General features: G+C 70.4%; 16 protein-coding genes. 5 read left to right on the top strand and 11 right to left on the bottom strand.

All coding sequences use genetic code 11. From position 1 onward, the window contains the following. Positions 1-55: 55 nt before the first annotated feature. The 6 genes from VFS34_03955 to nuoB form a co-directional block, all read right to left on the bottom strand. Positions 56-1657 carry a DUF2079 domain-containing protein gene (locus tag VFS34_03955; protein HET9793594.1) on the bottom strand — a complete coding sequence of 534 codons (1602 nt, stop codon included), beginning with the start codon at positions 1655-1657 and terminating at the stop codon, positions 56-58. Continuing rightward, positions 1654-2076, bottom strand: coding sequence for a hypothetical protein (locus tag VFS34_03950; protein ID HET9793593.1), 423 nt, complete (start codon positions 2074-2076; stop codon positions 1654-1656). The genes VFS34_03955 and VFS34_03950 overlap by 4 nt, the downstream gene beginning before the upstream one ends. Beyond that, positions 2073-4145, bottom strand: coding sequence for a sulfatase (locus tag VFS34_03945; GenBank protein ID HET9793592.1), 2073 nt, complete (start codon positions 4143-4145; stop codon positions 2073-2075). Before VFS34_03945 ends, VFS34_03950 begins: the two co-directional genes overlap by 4 nt. A 167-nt stretch (positions 4146-4312) precedes the next feature. Next, positions 4313-4969 (bottom strand): NADH-quinone oxidoreductase subunit I, encoded by a 657-nt coding sequence (locus VFS34_03940; protein ID HET9793591.1) that lies wholly within the window; start codon positions 4967-4969, stop codon positions 4313-4315. 168 nt (positions 4970-5137) lie between these two features. Next, positions 5138-6865, bottom strand: coding sequence for an NADH dehydrogenase (quinone) subunit D (gene nuoD, locus VFS34_03935; protein ID HET9793590.1), 1728 nt, complete (start codon positions 6863-6865; stop codon positions 5138-5140). Beyond that, on the bottom strand, positions 6862-7377 hold the full coding sequence (gene nuoB, locus VFS34_03930) for an NADH-quinone oxidoreductase subunit NuoB (GenBank protein ID HET9793589.1): 516 nt from the start codon (positions 7375-7377) through the stop codon (positions 6862-6864). Before nuoB ends, nuoD begins: the two co-directional genes overlap by 4 nt. Positions 7378-7528: 151 nt before the next feature. Here nuoB and VFS34_03925 point away from each other — a divergent pair, with 151 nt between their 5' ends. Further along, entirely contained in the window at positions 7529-7963 is a 435-nt protein-coding gene (locus VFS34_03925) for a CoA-binding protein (protein ID HET9793588.1), read from the top strand. Between the two features lie 316 nt (positions 7964-8279). On the opposite strand, the gene VFS34_03920 is transcribed toward VFS34_03925, so the two are convergent. Further along, positions 8280-8795, bottom strand: coding sequence for a peptide deformylase (locus tag VFS34_03920; protein HET9793587.1), 516 nt, complete (start codon positions 8793-8795; stop codon positions 8280-8282). A 20-nt stretch (positions 8796-8815) separates the two neighbouring features. Here VFS34_03920 and VFS34_03915 point away from each other — a divergent pair, with 20 nt between their 5' ends. From VFS34_03915 to VFS34_03900, 4 genes are all read left to right on the top strand, one after another. After that, positions 8816-9727, top strand: a complete 912-nt coding sequence (locus tag VFS34_03915) for a diacylglycerol kinase family protein (GenBank protein ID HET9793586.1) — start codon at positions 8816-8818, stop codon at positions 9725-9727. 50 nt (positions 9728-9777) lie between these two features. After that, positions 9778-10209, top strand: coding sequence for a BlaI/MecI/CopY family transcriptional regulator (locus tag VFS34_03910; GenBank protein HET9793585.1), 432 nt, complete (start codon positions 9778-9780; stop codon positions 10207-10209). Next, the gene (locus VFS34_03905) at positions 10206-11165 is read left to right on the top strand and encodes a M56 family metallopeptidase (protein HET9793584.1); all 960 of its coding nucleotides are present in this window, start codon (positions 10206-10208) and stop codon (positions 11163-11165) included. Before VFS34_03910 ends, VFS34_03905 begins: the two co-directional genes overlap by 4 nt. A gap of 73 nt (positions 11166-11238) precedes the next feature. Continuing rightward, a complete protein-coding gene (locus VFS34_03900; GenBank protein HET9793583.1) occupies positions 11239-12891 on the top strand; it encodes a hypothetical protein in 1653 nt (550 codons plus the stop codon). A 60-nt stretch (positions 12892-12951) separates the two neighbouring features. On the opposite strand, the gene VFS34_03895 is transcribed toward VFS34_03900, so the two are convergent. From VFS34_03895 to VFS34_03880, 4 genes are read right to left on the bottom strand one after another with little or no spacing between them, the layout of a single operon-like run. After that, positions 12952-13176, bottom strand: a complete 225-nt coding sequence (locus VFS34_03895; GenBank protein HET9793582.1) for a DUF2892 domain-containing protein — start codon at positions 13174-13176, stop codon at positions 12952-12954. Positions 13177-13204: 28 nt separating this feature from the next. Further along, positions 13205-13594, bottom strand: a complete 390-nt coding sequence (locus VFS34_03890) for a hypothetical protein (protein HET9793581.1) — start codon at positions 13592-13594, stop codon at positions 13205-13207. Between the two features lie 17 nt (positions 13595-13611). Further along, positions 13612-16803, bottom strand: coding sequence for an efflux RND transporter permease subunit (locus VFS34_03885; protein ID HET9793580.1), 3192 nt, complete (start codon positions 16801-16803; stop codon positions 13612-13614). Then, a complete protein-coding gene (locus VFS34_03880) occupies positions 16800-17822 on the bottom strand; it encodes an efflux RND transporter periplasmic adaptor subunit (protein ID HET9793579.1) in 1023 nt (340 codons plus the stop codon). The genes VFS34_03885 and VFS34_03880 overlap by 4 nt, the downstream gene beginning before the upstream one ends. Between the last annotated feature and the right edge of the window lie 2 nt (positions 17823-17824).

The following is a 17824-nucleotide window of genomic DNA, read 5'->3' as shown; positions in this document are numbered from 1 at the left end:
GCGTCGACGCCGAGGCGAGGAGAGGATCGATCTCGGGCGACGTCATTCGAAAATCCTATCTCGCCGCGGCGGCGGCGGGGGAGTAAAGGACGAGCCCGCGCGCGGCGGGCCGGCGCGCGTACCGGGGGTCGGCGTCCAGCGTTCGAAGCAGGGCGCCCAGCTCGCGGCCCGAGAAGGGATACGGGTCGGCGTCCGAATGGAGGAGATACCCGTGCACCCCGTCGGGGACGGCGTCGCCTCGATCGAGAACGGCGAAGCGGGGCGCGTATCCGGCGTGGGGAAGCAGCGCACCCTGGACGTAGGCGGGGGTCTCCGGCGCGAGGCTCGCGAGAAGCGGCCGGATCGCGCGACGCTCGGGCCTCGGACGCGCGAGCACGTAGCCCGCTCCGTCGAGCGCGCACGCGGCGAACACGAGAACGGCCCCGGCGCGGAAGGCGATCTTCTTCGCCGGGAAGACGCGAGCGATCCGCGTCAGGCCCCAGCCGGCGGCGATGAAGAGGAAGGGGAGGATCGGCATCGAGTAATAGAGGCTGAACCGGGAGAGCTTCCCGTGCTGCGCGACCGCATAGGGGATCAGCGCCGGCAGCACCGCGAGGAATCCCTCGAATCCGGCGAGCGGGAGGAACAGCAGCGGCTCGAGGAGGTTGGCGATTCCCGAGCGGACGACGTCCGCCGCGGCCCGGAGCGGGTGTGAGGCGATTCCGACCGCCGCCGAGAGGGGGCTCGAGCCGTACCGCGCCCAGTACCAGGAAAACCACGGTTTCGCGCCGCCGGACGGGGAGAAACCCGGGAGAACCACGAAGTAATCCACGGCGAACGCGGCGGCCGCCGCGACCCAGGACGCGGCGATCCACCGCCGGTCCGCCCGCATCAGAAGAGCGAAGAGGGCGAGCACCGTCGCCGGGAGCAGCGCGTCTTCCTTGAGGGAGAGGAGCAGCGTCATCCCGGCCGCGAAGCCGACGGCGTGCTTTCGCCGCAGGGACCAGAGCGACAGGAAGATCGCGAGCGGATAGAAGATTTCCACGTGGAAGACGTACTGGACGGCCCGGGCGGTCGCCGAGTGCAGGACGAAAGCCGCCGAGAGCAGGAGCGCCGCGACGTCGTCGGCGAAGAGATCCCGAAACAGCAGGAACGCCACGGCGGCCGCGCCGGCGATCGCGACGGCGGGAGCCCAGACGAGCCACAGCGGGGACGCCACGACGGCATAGAGAGGAACGAACGCGAACATGGCGAAGCTCGCGTCGTCGCCGAGAATCGAGCCCCTGAGGAGCTCGGAGTAGAGTCCCTTTCCGTGGAGGACGCTCTCGACCGGGCGGTCGAAATAGAGCGAGAAGTCCCAGGCGTTCACTTCGAGCGCCGCGAACCGCGACAGCGCGACGCGGCCGAGGACCGCGGCGACGGCGAGGCCGAAGATCGCCACGCCCCGGCGGGACAGGCGCACGTCCTCCGCGGAAAACCGCCGCCGCACCCACGATCGCCAGCCCGGCCGGATCGCGAACGCCCCCAGTCCGAGCGCGGCGACGATCGCGGCGAGAACGGTCGAGCGTCCGACCTCCCGCCCCGCGATTCGCCAGGGGCCGGTGAGGACGAATGCGGCGCAGAACGCCGCCATGGCGGCGAGGAACCGGCGCAGACCCACCGGACCGCGCGAACTCACCGCTCGAGGATCTCGAAGCGCGCCTGCATCGGCTTCGACGAATCGTCCTTCGGATTCCGGATCACGATCGTGGCGGTGCCGGGGCGGGCGAGAAGAGGAGGAGGGACGAGCGCGGAGATCGTCGTGGGATCGCCGCAGCTCGTCGTGAGCTCGCGGTCGTTCCAGAAGATCCGGTCACCCGGCTCGAATCCCCAACCGCCGACGAGGATCGCCGACTCCCCGTCGTCCTGCCGGTTGAACGGCTCCCCCGCGCGGGTCGAGGGAGGGAAGAGCTCGAAGATCCTTCGCGCGTGCTCTCCCGCGACCCGGGACACGGCGGGGGCGGGGAGGCGGGTGGGCGGGGGGACGGGGGGACCCTTCGGCGAACGGGCGCACGCGATGGCCAGCGGGATGGCGGCGAGGATGGTGCGGATCTTCATCGCACGCGGATCCGGATCTCGCCGGCGCGCGCGGCGGGGAGGTCGACGGGGCTGCCGACGTCCGGGAGAGCGGGGGGAACGGGAGAGCTCGATCCGGCGGAAAGGTATCCGAGCGCGCGCAGGCGCCGGACGAGAGCCGTGGAAAGGGGCTCGGCCCGAATCCGGTCGGGCTCGAGAAGCGGCGGAACGGAGAGGATGACGTTTCCGCGGGGAAGCGCTCCCGTCTTCCAGAGCAGTTCGCTCCAGCCCGCCTCGGCCGTCGAGACCGGGCGATCGCGCGTGTCGCGAACCGCGCCGCACCCGTCGAGCTGCAGGGACAGGCCGCCGCCGGTCGCTCGGGGACGAAACGCCAGCCATTCCGGAGAACTTCCGAGGTCCGTTCGAACGATCCGCGTCGTTCCCGAAGTCCGCGCATCCGTCTGCGGACGGAGCGCGAACGAGCGCTCGTCCGGCGGTTCGGTCTCGCCGCGCGCGGCGACGCGGCAGGGGGCGCCGCCGGGAGGGCCCTCGAGCTTCAGGACCAGGGACCGCGGAAACGACGACACGATGTAACGATCGGCGGCCTCGCGCAAAGCGGCCGCCCAGGGAGCGTCGCAGGAGACGGGCGACCGCTCCCCGGGATCGGCTTCGAGGGAAAAGCATTCGAGGGCGGGAAGGGGATCGTGCAGCCCCGTTCCTTCCCAGCTCATCTGTCGGAAATCGGGGCGGACGATGATCTTGTGGAGCGCGTCGCGGGCCGCGACGGCGTCGTAGGTGGGAGAGGCGGCGAAGATCACCGACGGCCGCGGAGCCGCGAGAGATCTCCCCTCGAACGTCGCCGGAGGGGCCACTCCGGCGATGTCGAGGATCGTGGGCGCCAGGTCGAGCATCGAGACGGGATGCGCGACGCGCCCTCGCCACCGCTTCCAGGGAACCCTCACGGCGAACGGGACGTGAATCTCGGGATCGTAGACCTGCGGCAGCGGGTGCCCGAAGTAATCGGGAGCGTCCGCGGCGATCTTCGGGCGGTCGAAGAGCGCCTCGCCGTGGTCGGACGCGAGCACGACCGCGGTGTCTTCCCAGAGCCCCCGGCGCTCGAGCCCCCGGACGAGCGACGCGAACGCGTCGTCCACCCGGCGCGTGGCGGCGTCGTAGCGCCGGCGCGCCCAGACGTGCCGTTCCGCCGCGGGCGCGCCGCCGGAGTCGAGTTGTTTCCGGATCAGCTCGAGCCATCCGGCTCCGAGCGGAAGCACGCTTCCGAAGAGCTCCGTCGCGGAGATCCGGGTCGGCGCGTAGTTGTGGACCTGGAAGGTGTGAAGAAACAGGAAAACGCGGGAACTCGGCGCCGAATCGAGGTCCGCGAGCGCGCGCGTGACCTCCTGTTCGACGGATTCGTTCGACGATTCGTAGCGGTCGAATCCCCGGGAGAAGCCGTATTCCGCGTCCACGTAGCCGCCGTTGGTCACCCCGAACGTCGCGTAACCCCCCTTCTGGAGCACTTCGGCGAGGAGAGGGAAGTTCGACGGCAGACGGTCCCCCGGAGCGCGCACCCGATGGCGGCTTACCAGCGTCGAAGTGAACATCGAGGCGTGCGAAGGGAGCGTCCATGTGGCGTTGGAGAAGCACCGGTCCGCGACCAGCCCCGACCGGAACACCCGATCGATCGCGGGCGTCGTCGGGAGGTCGTAGCCGTACAACGACAGGTGATCCGCCCGCATGGTGTCGATGTCGAAGAGCACGATGACCCGCGGCTCGCCCCGGTCGAGTCGCGGCCAGTCCGCCACGACGTCGGCGATGAAGACGGGGCGAGGATCCGCGGGGGCCCGCTCGACCCGCAGGGTGAACGCGCGCCCGCGGTCCGATGCCGGCATCCGCACGGACCCGGTTCTCCAGCCGGAATCGCTCGTTCCCGTCACGGCGGGGAGCCGGATCTCCTCGCGCCGCGCGGAGGGAGGCGCCGCGCTCTCCGCCACGAGACTCTGCGCCGGTCCCGGAGCCCACGCGAGCGGCTGGTGGAACCGGAAACGCACGCGGACGTCCGGCCCGGCCGGAATGGCCCACCGCAGGCTCTCGCCGGGCCAGAGCCACACCCCCGTCGAGGCGAACGGCGAATCCTCCGGAACGGGCAGCGGAATCGTCGCGGTCGAGCGCTTCCCGGATCCGCACCGAACGGCGAGGGCCGCCGCGGCGATCGCCGCGATCCGGATCGACGTCCGGAGAGCGTGGCCCGTTCCGGCGGTGGAGGGCTCGGGTCGGTTCAGTTTCGGCCGGCGAGAGCCGCGGGCTCGTGAAGGAGCCCTTTCTCGCGCAGCTCCTGGCGTCCGCCGTCGCCGGGGACGACGGGAGCCGTCGACGCGTCCGTGGGCGGAATCGTCCCGTCGCCCGGATAGTAGGGACGGTATCCGTACCCGTCCTTGACGCCGGCGCCCGGTTTCTCGGCGAGCGTCGTGATGTCGAAGACGGACTCGTGCCGGGTGAAGAAGGAGAGCTCGTAGTTTCTCGACATCCAGATGGCGTCCTTCGGGCACGCGTCGACGCAGAACCCGCACATCACGCAGCGGAGCATGTCGATGTTGAAGACGACGGGGTACTTTTCGTAGGCGAGCTTCGGGTGCTCGCCCGCGACGATCTCGATGCAGTCGGCCGGGCACGCCTGCGCGCACATGTAGCAGGCGACGCACTTGAGCGTCCCGTCCTCGCGCGTCTTCAGGATGTGCTTGCCGCGAAAGCGGTCGGAGTAGTTCCGCTTCTGCTCCGGGTACAGGATGGTCGGAAGCTTCTTGATGTTGACGATGTTCTTCAGGAGATGGCCGAGGGTCACGGCCATGCCCTTCAGCAGGGGCAGATAGAGCCGCACGGCCATCGTCGGCCGCCGCGGCTCCGAGTCGGTCAGGTCGACGACTCTAACGGACATGAAGCTCTCCCTCGAGCACGGTGGAACAGGTTCGGTTGTCCGGACGAGTTTCCGCGCGAAACCGAGGCTCCCGAAACGACCCGAAAGCGCGGCGAGGCGCGAGCAAGGCGAGCCCGGCCGGGCCGGCCGCGTCCGCATGGCTCGATGCGTGGTCCGCGCCGGTTGCCCTCATCGGTCCAGCTCTCCCGCGATGATGTTCAACGTTCCCAGCGTCGCAATCGCGTCGGAGACGCGGCTCCCGACGATGATCTTCTCGAACGCCGCCATCATGGGGAAACAGGCGGGCCGGGGCTTGATCCGGTAGGGCGATCCGCCGCCGGTCGAGACGACGTAGAACCCGAGCTCGCCGTTGGCCCCCTCGAACCATTCGTAGCGCTCTCCTTCCGGCACCTGGATTCCTTCCATCACCCACTTGAAGTGATAGATGAGCGACTCCATGTCGTGGTAGACGCGATCCTTCGGCGGGAGGACGACGTGCCAGTCGCCCGAGCTCACCGGTCCGGACGACGGAAGGATCTCCAGCGCCTGGCGGATGATCGACAGCGACTGCCGCATCTCCTCCATCCGGACGAGGTACCGCGCGAAATTGTCGCCGTCGCGATGCACGGGCACGTCCCAGTCGAACCGGTCGTAGAAATCGTACGGCCGCGCCTTGCGGACGTCGTACCCCACGCCCGACGCGCGGAGGCACGGGCCCGCGAATCCCCAGCCGATCGCCTGGTCGCGGGTCACGACGCCCACGCCGCGGAAACGGTCCCACACGATGCGGTTCCGCTTGACGAGGTTGTCGACGTCGTCGAGGAATTTCGGGATCGAGCGGAGGAGCGAGCGGCAGCGGGCGACGAAATCGGCCGGGACCTCGCGGGAGAGCCCTCCCACGCGCCCGTACGACACCGTCAGGCGCGCGCCGCAGCAGGCCTCGATCAGGCCGTAGATCTCCTCGCGCGGCTGGAACAGATACCAGAAGTTCGTGAGCGCTCCCGTGTCGACGAGGTTCGCGCCGATGCAGACGCAGTGGTCCATGATCCGCGAGAATTCCGAAAGGATCGTCCGGACGAGCGCGCCGCGCTCGGGCACTTCGATTCCGAGCATCCGCTCGACGGTCTTGCAGTAGGCCACGTTGTTGATGAACGCCGAGCAGTAGTTCAGCCGGTCCGTGTACGGGATGACCTGGTTCCAGGTGTGGGTCTCGGACATCTTCTCGAAGCAGCGATGGAGGTATCCGATCTCCGATTCCGCCTCGACGATCTGCTCGCCGTCGAGCCGCGCGACGATGCGGAGCGTCCCGTGCGTGGCGGGGTGGGACGGTCCGAGGTTGACGACGACGGTCTCGAAGTGGTCTTCCTCCACGTTCTCCCGCGCGACGAGGCCGGGGACGTAGAGGTCCTCCTCGGTGCACATCCAGCGCTGCCCCGGCGGGTAATCCTTCCGCAGCGCGTGGCCGACGAACGCCTGGTGGCACAGGATCCGGCGGAGGTTCGGATGCCCCGAGAAGCGGAATCCGAACAGGTCGAACGCCTCCCGTTCGAACCAGTTCGCCGCCGGCCAGACGTCGACGACGGACGGAAGCTCCGGGTTCTCCCCGTCGAGGATCACCTTCACGCGGACGTGTTCGTCGCGGGAGGTCGAAAAGAGGTGGACGACGAGCTCGAACCGGCTGGGCCTTCCGCGCCGCCGGAGATTGTCGACGCCGAGGAGATCGATCAGCAGATCGAAACGCATCTCCGGGTCGTCGCGGAGGAACCGCGCGACCGCCGGCCAGCTCCGCGGATCCGTTTCGATCGTCGGCAGGTCGAGATCCGCCACCGAGACGCGCGAATCGGGAATCGCGCCGGAAAGACGGGCCCGGACGCGCTCGGCGGGAGCGGAAACGGGAGAGATCGCGACGTCGCTCATGGCGAGGGGAGCGCGGGAAGCGTCGCGGCGTAACGCGCCGAGCGGTCGTCCCGGGATTTGCGGCCGGACTGGATGCTCTCCTGGAGGCTCAGGATCCCGTACATCAGCTCTTCCGGCGTGGGGGGGCACCCGGGAACGTAGACGTCGACCGGGACGATCTCGTCGATGCCCTGGACGACGTGGTAGGCGCGGTAGAAGCCGCCCGAGGAGGCGCAGACGCCCATCGAGATCACCCACTTCGGTTCCGGCATCTGGTCGTAGATCTTCCGGAGGACGGGGGCGAGCTTGTCGACGACCGTGCCGGCGACGATCAGGAGGTCCGCCTGCCGGGGGGAGAATCGGACGACCTCCGCCCCGAAGCGCGCGAGGTCGTAGTGCGAGGAGACGATCGACATGTACTCGATGGCGCAGCACGCCGTTCCGAACGGGAGCGGCCAGAGGGAATTCTTGCGCGCCCAGGCGACGAGGTTGTCGAGACGGGTCGTGAAGAAGTCCGCCGAGCCCGAAGGCATCGCGTCGAGCGGCCGCGCCGGAGGACCGGGGGCGGTCGAGATCTTTCCCCGCGCCATCCTTCCGAATATATCAGCCGCCCGCTTCCGGAGGAATGAGCGCCCCGGCTGGCGTTTCCTCGCGCCGCGCCGCAGAATGGCGGGGGAGGTTTCGATGAGCGACCCCGTCTGCGAGCTGCCGAAGAAGAACGCGTCGGGAGAGGAGATACGCCGCCTGCTGGCGGACGCCGGGACGATCGCCGTCGTCGGGCTGTCCGAGAATCCGGCGCGGGACAGCCATCGCATCGCGGCCTACCTCCAGGAGCACGGGTACCGGGTGATCCCGGTCAACCCGGCAGTCCGCGAAGTGCTCGGCGAAAAGGCCTATCCCGATCTCGCGAGCGTCCCCGTTCCGATCGACATCGTCGACGTCTTCCGCCGGGTGGATGCGATCCCCGCGATCGTCGACGACGCGATCGCGGCCGGCGCGAAGGCGGTCTGGATGCAGCTCGGCCTCGCCCACAACGAATCGGCCGAGAAGGCGCGACGGGCGGGACTGGCCGTCGTGATGAACAAGTGCATCATGGTGGAACATCGTCACCTTCATTAGGCGGGTGCGGACCATACGCACCGTTATGCGGACGCCGAAAGCCGGCCGGCGGCCTTAACGTACGCTCCGGTACGCCGCGGCCGCCGGCCGGCTTCCGGCGCCCACCTTCCGGCACGTCTGGCCGCACCTCGTGATTCCCGTCGGAGTGTCGGCGCCGATCCAGTTCGCTCGGGCACGGTTGAGGCGCGGGGGAGGCGCGAGCCCGACGGGATGCGGGCGCCCGAGCCCGCGGCCGAGGCATATCGGGTGTGTATGTTGAGGCCGCGGGTCGCGGCGCACGCGCCCGTCCGGCTCGATGCACCTCCTGCGCCCGCAATCAGCCGAACTTCACCGTATACCCCAGACTCCGGAGATCCTTCATCCGGTCGATGTACACGATGCCGTCCAGGTGGTCGATCTCGTGCTGCAGGACGCGCGCGTGGAAACCCTCCGCTTCGAAGTCGACGGGCTTTCCCTTTCGATCGAGCGCCCGGACGCGAATCTTCCGGTAGCGCGGAACCTCGCCTCCCCAGAGAAAGGGAACGGACAGGCATCCTTCCGAATCGGTCTCGATCTCGTCGCCGACCGGCTCGTACCGGGCGTTGAAGTAGACGGTCGGGGGGACGGCCTTTTCCTTCTTGTTGCGCCGCTCCGGGACGACTTCGTAGAGGAAGACCCGGAGACCCGTGAAGACCTGGGGAGCCGCGATCCCGGTCCCGTCGTATTCGCGCATCGTGTCCAGAAGCATGTCGACGAACGGCTCGAAGGCTCCCCGGGCGACCGCCTTCGGATCGACGTCGATCGCGACTTCGCGCAGGACTTTGACCCCGAGCTTCGAAACCTTCAGAATCATGGGAAGCGAAGAATATCCCAGTGAATGCGCCGATCCGGGTCGTGCTCAATCCCGCGGCGGGGAACGGCCGTGCGCGGTCGGAAGCGCCGGCCGTGTCCCGCCGCCTGCGGGAGCTCGGCGCCGAATTCGAGATCGTCCGCACGCTCGCTCCGGGCCACGCGACGGAGCTCGCGCGCGATTTCGCCGCGAAGGAACCGGACGGGGTCGTGGCCGTTCTCGGCGGCGACGGCACCGTGCACGAAGTCGTTCAGGCGCTCGGCGCGAGCGGCGGGCGCGGCGTGCTCGCCTTCCTCCCGGGGGGCGGCGGCAACGACGCCGCGCGGACGATCGGGTCGCCCCGGCTCCTCGCGGCCGCGGTCGACGTCGCCTGCCGCGGTACCGAGAAGCGAATCGATCTCGGCGTCTTCGCCGGTGAGTTGTTCTTCAATGGCGTGGGGATCGGCCTCGACGGTGCGGCGGCCGCGCGGTCGAAGGAGTTCACGCGGCTGCGGGGCCTCCCCGCCTATCTGCTCTCGGCCGTCGCGACGATCGCCACCTTCGAGCCGCCCCTCCTGACCCTGTCCGCGGAAGGATTCCGCCGGGAGGAGCCGGCGCTCCTCTGCGCGATCGGGAACGGTCCGTCGTGCGGGGGAGGATTTCTTCTGACGCCGGACGCCCGCGCGGACGACGGCCTCCTCGATGCGTGCCTGTTCGGAGCGCTCGGCCGGCTGAGGACCCTCGCGACCCTTCCGAAGGCCCTCACCGGAGACCATCGCCGCCATCCGAAGGCGACGTTCGTTCGAGGCGTCGCCTTCACCGTCTCGGCGGACCGTTCCCTCTATGCCCATGCCGACGGCGAGATCCGCCGTCCCGATTTCCCCGTCGCTTTTTCCGTGCTGCCGGGCGCGATCCGGGTCCGGACCGGAGGTTCCTCCGCCCTCGACGTTCGCTGACCCCCGCCGGGACCGAAACCTTTTCGGTGGGTCGTCGTCTATATCGACAGATGTCAGGATTCGGCCCCCGCGCGGGGAATGAAACGAGATCGGCGAAGACGCCGCCGGAAGCCGAGCTCGAAGTGCTCGCCGCTCTCCGGGAACGCGGAGAGATGGACGCCCGGACGATCCGGACGGTCCTGCGGGAATCGAGGCCGCTCTCCCATTCCTCCGTCGTGACGCTGCTGCGGCGTCTCGAGGCGAAGCGGCTGGTCGCGCGGAGACCTGCTCCGGCCGGAAAAGCCTTCCTCTACCGGGCCTCGGAGACCTCGGCGGGAGCGATCGACGGCGTGCTGCGGCGGCTCGTCGCGCGCGTGTTCGGGGGCGACCGTCTTTCGGTCGTCTCGACCCTTTTTCGCTCCGCTCCGGCGACGGAGGAGGAAATCGAGGCCCTGCGCCGCCTCGTCGACGATCTCCACGGTGGACGCCGGAGGCGAAAGTGAGCGCGGCGGCCGCATTCGGCGCCGAGTGGACCCTGCATCTGATCCACGTGACCCTCCAGGGGAGCGCGGCCGCGGCCGTGCTTCTCGCGGTCGCCGCCGTCGTGCGGCGCCGGTCGCCGGAGTTCCGCTCGGCGCTGCTCGGCGTCGCGCTGTTGAAATTCGTCGTTCCTCCGATGCTCCCCTTCGCGACCGGGGTCTTCAGCCGGTTCACCGCCGTGCCCGGCGGCCGCCTGGGAGCGGGCGCCGCCGCCGTGTTCGCCGCGGTCGCCGTCCTGCACGCGTCGGGCGCCGGCGTCGCGTTCGTCCGCCTCGCCCGGGAACGCGGCCGGGTTCGGCGGCTCCGACGGGATGCCGTTCCCGCGGAGTCGCCGTCCTTGCCGGATCTCGCCCGCCGCTTCGGCCTCCCGTACCCGCCGGAGCTCCTCGTCTCCGCGGAGATGCCCGTGCCGTGCGCGGTCGGCGGCGTCCGGCCGGCGATCCTCCTCCCCGATGCCGTTTTTCGCTCCATGCCCGAGCCGGAGCGCGACTGGATCCTCGCGCACGAGCTCGCGCACCTCCGCCGCAGGGATCCGGGGATCACGGCGATCGAATCGGCGGTGGTGGCGCTCTGGTGGTTCAACCCGCTCGTCCGGGTTCTCGCGGCGCAGCGCCGCGAGCGGCGGGAGGAGAGCTGCGACGAGGAAGTGCTGCGGCGCCGGGGCGGCGATGTCCGCGCGTACGGACGGGCGCTGCTTTCGGCGGCCGCGCTGGCGAACGGCCGGCGGAATTCCGCCGTCGCCGCGACCGGTCGGCGCACCGATCTCGAGAGGCGGTTGCGGCGCCTGGTCGGGGGCGTCTCCGCCGTCCGCAGGCGACCGGGGCCCGCGCTCGCGATCGCGGGCGCCGCGTTGCTCTTCCTTCCGGGCGTCCGGCCCGGCTCCCGGCCCGCGGGCGCGGCGGCGGTCGTCCGCCGATGAAACCCCGATCCTTCCGGCGTCGCCGGCGCTCGTTTCGAATATCGACAACTGTCGTTTTACAGAGGAGGCTTCCATGCGCGAACTCCGGTTCTTCGTCGCCGCTCTCGTCCTCGTCGCCGCGCAGCGCGCGGCGGCGGCCCCGCCTCTCTCCGCCGACGGCTGGCGGGAAGATCTGAAGACGCTGGCGGAGCGCCTTCCCCGCATCCATGCCGACGCCTTCCACGCGGTGCCCCGGGAGGAATGGGAACGCGAGATCGCGGAGCTCGATCGCTCGATTCCGACGATGACGCCGGACGCGATCGCCGTCGGATTCATGAGGCTCGTCGCCCGGATCGGCGACGGGCACACGAGCATGAATCCCTTCTTCGCGGGGGATGCGAAGGCCGGATTTCACACGGTCGGCGCGCGGCTCTACGCGTTCTCGGATGGGATCTACGTCCGCGCCGCGGCCCCCGACCATCGGGAGATCGTCGGCGCGAAAGTCGTCGGCGTCGGCGGCGTGCCGGTCGACGAGGCGTTCCGGCGGGTCGCCGAGGTCGTGTCGCACGACAACGAGGAAGGGCTCCGGCTCGTCGTGCCGATGTATTTCGGCGTGCCGGAGATCCTCGCGGGGCTCGGTCTCGGCGACGGACGAACGGCGAAGTGGGAGCTCGAAAAGGACGGTCGCCGCTTCTCCGCCGAGCTCCCCGGTGCCTCTTCCCCCGCGCACGGGCACGGCGGAGGCTCCGTCTTCGTCGATCCGCCCGGGTGGATCGACGCGTCGAGCGCTTCCGGCAAGGCGACGCCGCTCTGGCTCAAGAACCCGGGAGACCTGTACTGGATGGAGTATCTCGGCGGCCCTCGGGTCCTGTACGTGCAATACAACGGAGTCGCGGACAGGCCGGACGAGTCGATCGCGGCGTTCTTCGCCCGCGTCTTCCGCTTCGCCGGCGAGCACCCCGTCGATCGCTTCGTCCTGGACATCCGGCTGAACTCGGGCGGCAACAATTTCCTGAACGCCCCGGTGGTCGCCGGGATCCTCCGGGCGCACCTCGACGAGCGGGGGAAGCTGTTCGTCGTGATCGGCCGGTCGACGTTTTCCGCGGCCCAGAACCTCGTCAACGATCTCTCCCGATTCGCTCGACCGACGTTCGTGGGGGAGCCGACGGGATCGCGTCCGAGCCAGTACGGAGATCACGAGGCGATCGTCCTACCGCGCAGCGGACTGACGGTGATGGCGTCGACCATGTACTGGCCCGACCGGACGAAGCCCGACCCGCGCCTTTGGACCGCTCCTCGCCTGCCGGCGCCGCTGTCCTTCGCCGACTACCGGAGCGGAGTCGATCCGGCGATGGAGTCGATCATCCGGTACCGATCGATCGCGGAGGCGGTTCGACCGGCGCTCGACGCGGGAGACGCGGCGGCCCTCGAAAAGAGCTGGCGGGCGTTCGCCGCCGACCCGGCGAGCGCCGGCGCTCCGATCGAGAACGAGACGAACGACCTGGGATACGACGAGCTGCGCGAGGGGCATTCCGCGCTCGCTCTCACGCTCTTCCGCCTGAACGCCGAGCGTCATCCGAAATCGCCGAACGCGCAGGACAGCCTCGGCGAGGGATATCTCGCCGCGGGAGATCTGGTCCGCGCGCGGGAGTGCTACCGGAACGTCCTCGCGCTCGAGCCCGGCGACGCGAACGCGCAGCGGATGCTCCGGGTGATCGACGAGCGGGCCGGAGAGGCGCGGCGGTGAGGGCCTCTTTCCCGCCCCTCCGGCGTCCCGGGGGCTCGCGCGCGAGCCCGACGGAGCCGCTCAGGCGGCGTTTCGGGCGCCGGTTCGGGCGGAACCGTGTCGCGGCAGGCCGAGCTTGCCCAGGAGCCACATCATCGGGCACCAGTCGGTGAACGCCGACTGGAAGAGATTCAGCCCGACGAAGGCGGTGAAGAGAAAGAAGGCGGGGTGCACCCACCATCCGAGAGCGACGCTCGCGAGCACGAAGCCGCCGCCGATTCCCCGAAGAGCGCGTTCCTGGTCCATCGTTTCCATCCTTTCTTTCCGATCTTCGTCAACGCCGTCCGTGAGACCACAGGGGGAATCCCCGAGCGTCGCGCAGCCGGTAGGTCTTGTCTCCCTTGCGGATCTCGCGGGCGATGAGGACCTTCGTCTTTTCGGCCGACCCCGTGACCTCCCACGAATCGCCCTTCGCGGGCTCGAGCCCGATGCCGCGCGAGAAGTCCTTCGGGCCGAGACGCACCTCCCATCGGTCCTTTCCCGATGCGAGCGTGACGTGGAGACCGCCGCCGCGGTTGCCGCCCGGAACTTCCGTGACGGCTTCCACGGTTCCGGCGAGATGCCGTTCCTTGGAGGCGTCGTAGCCGGGCGATGCCGGCGGCTGCGCGAAGGCGGCGGCCGCGAGCAGCGTCGCGATCGAGAGAAGCGCGAGTTTCCGTTTCATGATGACCTCCTTTGAATTCAGGCGGCGATGGCCGCCGGGCCGGGGACGGGCCGTCGGCGCGTGAGGACGTAATAGAGGACGGGAACCGTCATCCGGGAGAGCAGCGTCGCGGCGACTTCTCCCATCATGAGCGAGATCGCCAGGCCCTGGAAGATCGGGTCGAAGAGGATGACCACGGAGCCGGCGACCACGGCCGCGGCCGTGAGGAGCATCGGCCGGAACCGGACCGCACCGGCCTCCACGACCGCCTCCTCGAGCGGCATGCCGGCGCGCACCTTCAGCTCGATGAAGTCGACGAGGATGATCGAGTTGCGCACGATGATCCCGGCGCCGGCGATGAACCCGATCATCGACGTGGCCGTGAAGAACGCCCCGAAGAGCAGGTGGCCGGGAAGGATGCCGATCAGCGAAAGAGGGATCGGAAGGAGGATCGCGATCGGAGTCCGGAAGCTCTGGAACCAGGCCACGACGAGGAGCGTGATCAGCACGAGCACGATCGCGAACGCCAGGCCGAGGTCGCGGAACACCTCGTAGGTGATCTGCCATTCGCCGTCCCACTTGACGGCCGGAAAGTCGCTCGTCTCGGGCGCCTGGACCGAGTAGCGCCGAACGCGCCCGCCGAGCGGAAGGCGAATCGCGTCGATCTTGCGGTTCAGGGCGGCGAGCGCGTAGACCGGGCTCTCCTTCTCACCGGCCAGATCGCCGAAGACGTAGACGACGGGCTTCAGGTCCTTGTGAACGACCGGCTGCGGCGAAGGAATCGAGGCGGCCGTCGCGAGGTCGGAGAGCGCGACTGCGCCGCCGGTCCTCGACGCGATTCGGAGGGCGAGGCGGCGAGCCGGGTCGTCGCGGTCGGCGGCGGAGAGCCGGAGGAGGACGGGCACCGGCTCGCGCCGGCGGGGGAGATCGAGCGTTCCCACGGCCTCGCCTTCGCCGGAGACGGAGAGCATGGCGGCCGCCTGGGCGGCGGCGATCCCGTGCACCGCCGCCTTTTCGGCGTCGATCCGGAGGACCTCCTTCGCGTGCGGAGCCTCGAGGCTCCAGTCCACGTCGACGACGCCGGGCGTCGTCTCGAAGAATCCTCGGATCCTCCCCGCGAGATCGCGCCGCGCGCCGTCGTCCGGACCGTAGACCTCGGCCAGCAGGGTGTCGAGCACCGGAGGACCCGGCGGGATCTCGACCACCTTGATCCGCGCGCCGCGTTCGCGCCCGATCGGCGCGAGGAGCGTACGGACGCGCTTGGCGATGTCGTGGCTCTGGGCCGACCGCTTCCCCTTCGGGAGGAGGTTGACCTGGAGGTCGGCCCGGTTCGGCTCCCGCCGCAGGAAGTAATGACGGACGAGGCCGTTGAAGTTGAACGGAGCCGGAGCGCCCGCGTAGATCTGGTAGTTCGCGACCTCGGGGACCGTCCCCAGCACCCGGCCGACGCGGACGGCGGTCTCGAGGGTGTCCTCGAGCGGCGTGCCTTCGTCCTCGTCGACGAGCACCTGGAACTCGCTCTTGTTGTCGAAGGGGAGCATCTTCACCCGCACCCATCCGAACGCGACCGTCGCCACCGACGCGAGGAGGAGCACGGCGATGCCGGCGAAGAAGAACCGTCGCCGGCGCGCGTTCCCGATGAGCGAGCCCATCATCCGTCGGTAGAGCTTCGTCGCTTTCCCTTCCGCGCCCTTCGAGCCTTCCGGCACCTCGTGCGCGTTCCGGAAGATCCGGACGGCCGCCCACGGCGACACGACGAAGGCGACGGCGAGAGAGAAGATCATCGCGAAGGAGGCCCCCGTCGGGATCGGCTTCATGTACGGGCCCATGAGGCCCCGGACGAAGGCCATCGGGAGGATCGCCGCGATGACCGTGAAGGTGGCGAGGATCGTCGGGGCGCCGACCTCGGCGACCGCGTGCACCGCGAGGACCGAGAGCGGTTCGGCGGGCCGTTCGCGGTGGTGGCGCTCGATGTTCTCGACCACGACGATCGCGTCGTCGACCAGGATGCCGATCGAGAAGATCAGGGCGAAGAGGGTGACGCGGTTCAGCGTGTAGCCGAAGAGGTAATACACGAAAAGGGTCAGCGCCAGCGTGACGGGGACGGCGATCGCGACGACCACGGCGCTTCGCCACCCCATCGCGAGCGCGATCAGGATCGTGACCGAGAGCGTCGCGAGGAGCAGGTGCTGGACGAGCTCGTTCGCCTTCTCGTCCGCGGTCTTTCCGTAGTCGCGGGTGATCGAAACGCGGACGCCGGCGGGGAGGAGGCGCGACCGGAGCGCGTCGACCTTCGCGAGGACCCGGCGCGAGAGGAGGGTGGCGTTCGTGCCCGGCCGCTTCGCGACCGAAATCGTGACGGCGGGGGCGAGCGGCGTCTTCCGGTCCCCCGCGAGGACGTAGTCGGCCGTCTCGGCCGGGCCGTCGACGATCCGCGCCACCTCGGCGAGCGTGATGGGAGCCCGCCCCCGGACCCCCACGACCGCCCGCGCGACGTCGCGGCCGTCGGCGAAGAGCGCGCCGCTTTCGATCCGGACGACGCGTCCGTCCTCCGTGGCGGAGCCCGCGGGGAGCCTCGCCTGCGCCCCGGCGAGCGCCGCGCGCACGTCCTCCCACGTGAGGCCCGCGGCCGCCAGGCGCCCGGGGTCGGGCTCGACGCGGACGACGCGCGGCGCCCCTCCGGTGACCGCCACGCGGGTCGTGCTCTCGACTTCCGCGATCTCGTGCGCGAGCTCGTCCGCCAGGGGGCGCAGCGTCGCGGGCGTCTCGCGCTCGCCGGAGACGGTGAGCGTCAGGAAGGGCACGTCGTCGATCGACCTCAGCTCGACGACCGGCGCGGGGACGCCCGGGGGAAGCTCCGCGCGAAGGCGGCCGAGCCGTTCGAAGACCTTCACGAGGGACGTCTCGTTCGATTCGTTGACGCGGAATCGCACGGTGACGAGCGCTCCGTCCTCCCGCGCGGTCGAATAGACGTGGTCGACGCCGGCGATTCCCCACATCGCTTTCTCGATCGGCTCGACCACCCGCCGCGAAACCTCCTCCGGAGGAGCGCCGGGGTCCGCGGCGAAGACGTCGACCATCGGCACGCGGATCTGGGGCTCCTCCTCGCGCGGCGTGACGGCGAGCGACAGGAAACCGAGCCCGATGGCGCCCGCGATCAGGAGCGGCGTGACCTTGCTGTGCAGGAACGTCCGCGCCAGCGCCCCGGCGATGCCGCGCCGGTCGCTCATCGCGGAACGGCCTCCACGGGCGCCCCGTCGGTCAGCCCCTCGGGCGCGAGCGCGACGGTTTCGCCGGGGGCCAGCCCCGCGCGAACCGCGACGTCGCCCCCTTCGCGCGGCCCGGCGTCGATCCAGCGGAGCGTGGCCCGCCCCGCGGCGACGACGAAGACGCCCGTCAACCCGCCTCGCTCCACGATCGCGGACGCCGGAACGAGCCGGCGAGCCGGAGCGGCCGGATCGGGGATCTCGAGCGCGGCGAACAGGCCGGATTTCAGCCGTTCGTCCCGGGGGAGATCCGCGCGGACGAGAAAGCGATGGGTCTGGGGGTCCCCGGAGGGAGACACCGCGCGGACCGTCCCGGGGAGCGTGGCGAGGATCCCGTCGACGCGGACGGCCACCGGCGTCCCGGGCCGCAGCCTCCCGGCCGCGTCGGCCTCCACGGAAGCCTGAGCCTCGAAACCGGCGTCCGACTCGACGACGAGGAGCGGCTGGCCGGGGGAGACCCGGTCTCCCGCGTGGATCGGCACGGCCGCGACGGTCCCGGAGAACGGCGCCTCCACGTGCAGGTAAGGCCCGGCCGCTTCGGCCTCGGCGAGCGAAGCTCTCGCCGCGGCCTCGCCGGAATCGGCGATCTCCTTTTCCCGGGCGGTCGCCGCGCCGGTCGCGGCGAGGCGGTCGGTGCGCGATTTCTCGGCGGCGGCGGCGGTGAGCGCCGCCCGCGCGGCGTCGATCCGGGCGGACAGCTCGCGCGCGTCGAGCTCGGCGAGCCGCTCGCCCCGGCGCACGCGCGAGCCCTCGGTGACGAGGACGCGGAGGACTTCGGCCGACGAGCGGGAGGCGATCTCCGCGCGTTCCTTCGCGGCGACGACGCCGGGCACCGAGCGCGCGCCTCCCCGGGTCTCGCGCACCGCCGCGACGGGAACCGGGACGGCGGCCCGGGCGGCTTCGGGGGGAGAGGTGGCCCTGCGGCACGCGGGGATCGCGGCCCCGATCCCCAGGAGAAAGAGGACTCCGGCCAGACGCGGCATGT

It is taken from the genome of Thermoanaerobaculia bacterium (genome assembly GCA_035717485.1).
Taxonomy (GTDB): Bacteria; Acidobacteriota; Thermoanaerobaculia; order UBA5066; family DATFVB01; genus DATFVB01.
This window is presented reverse-complemented; position numbering and strand designations above follow the sequence as displayed.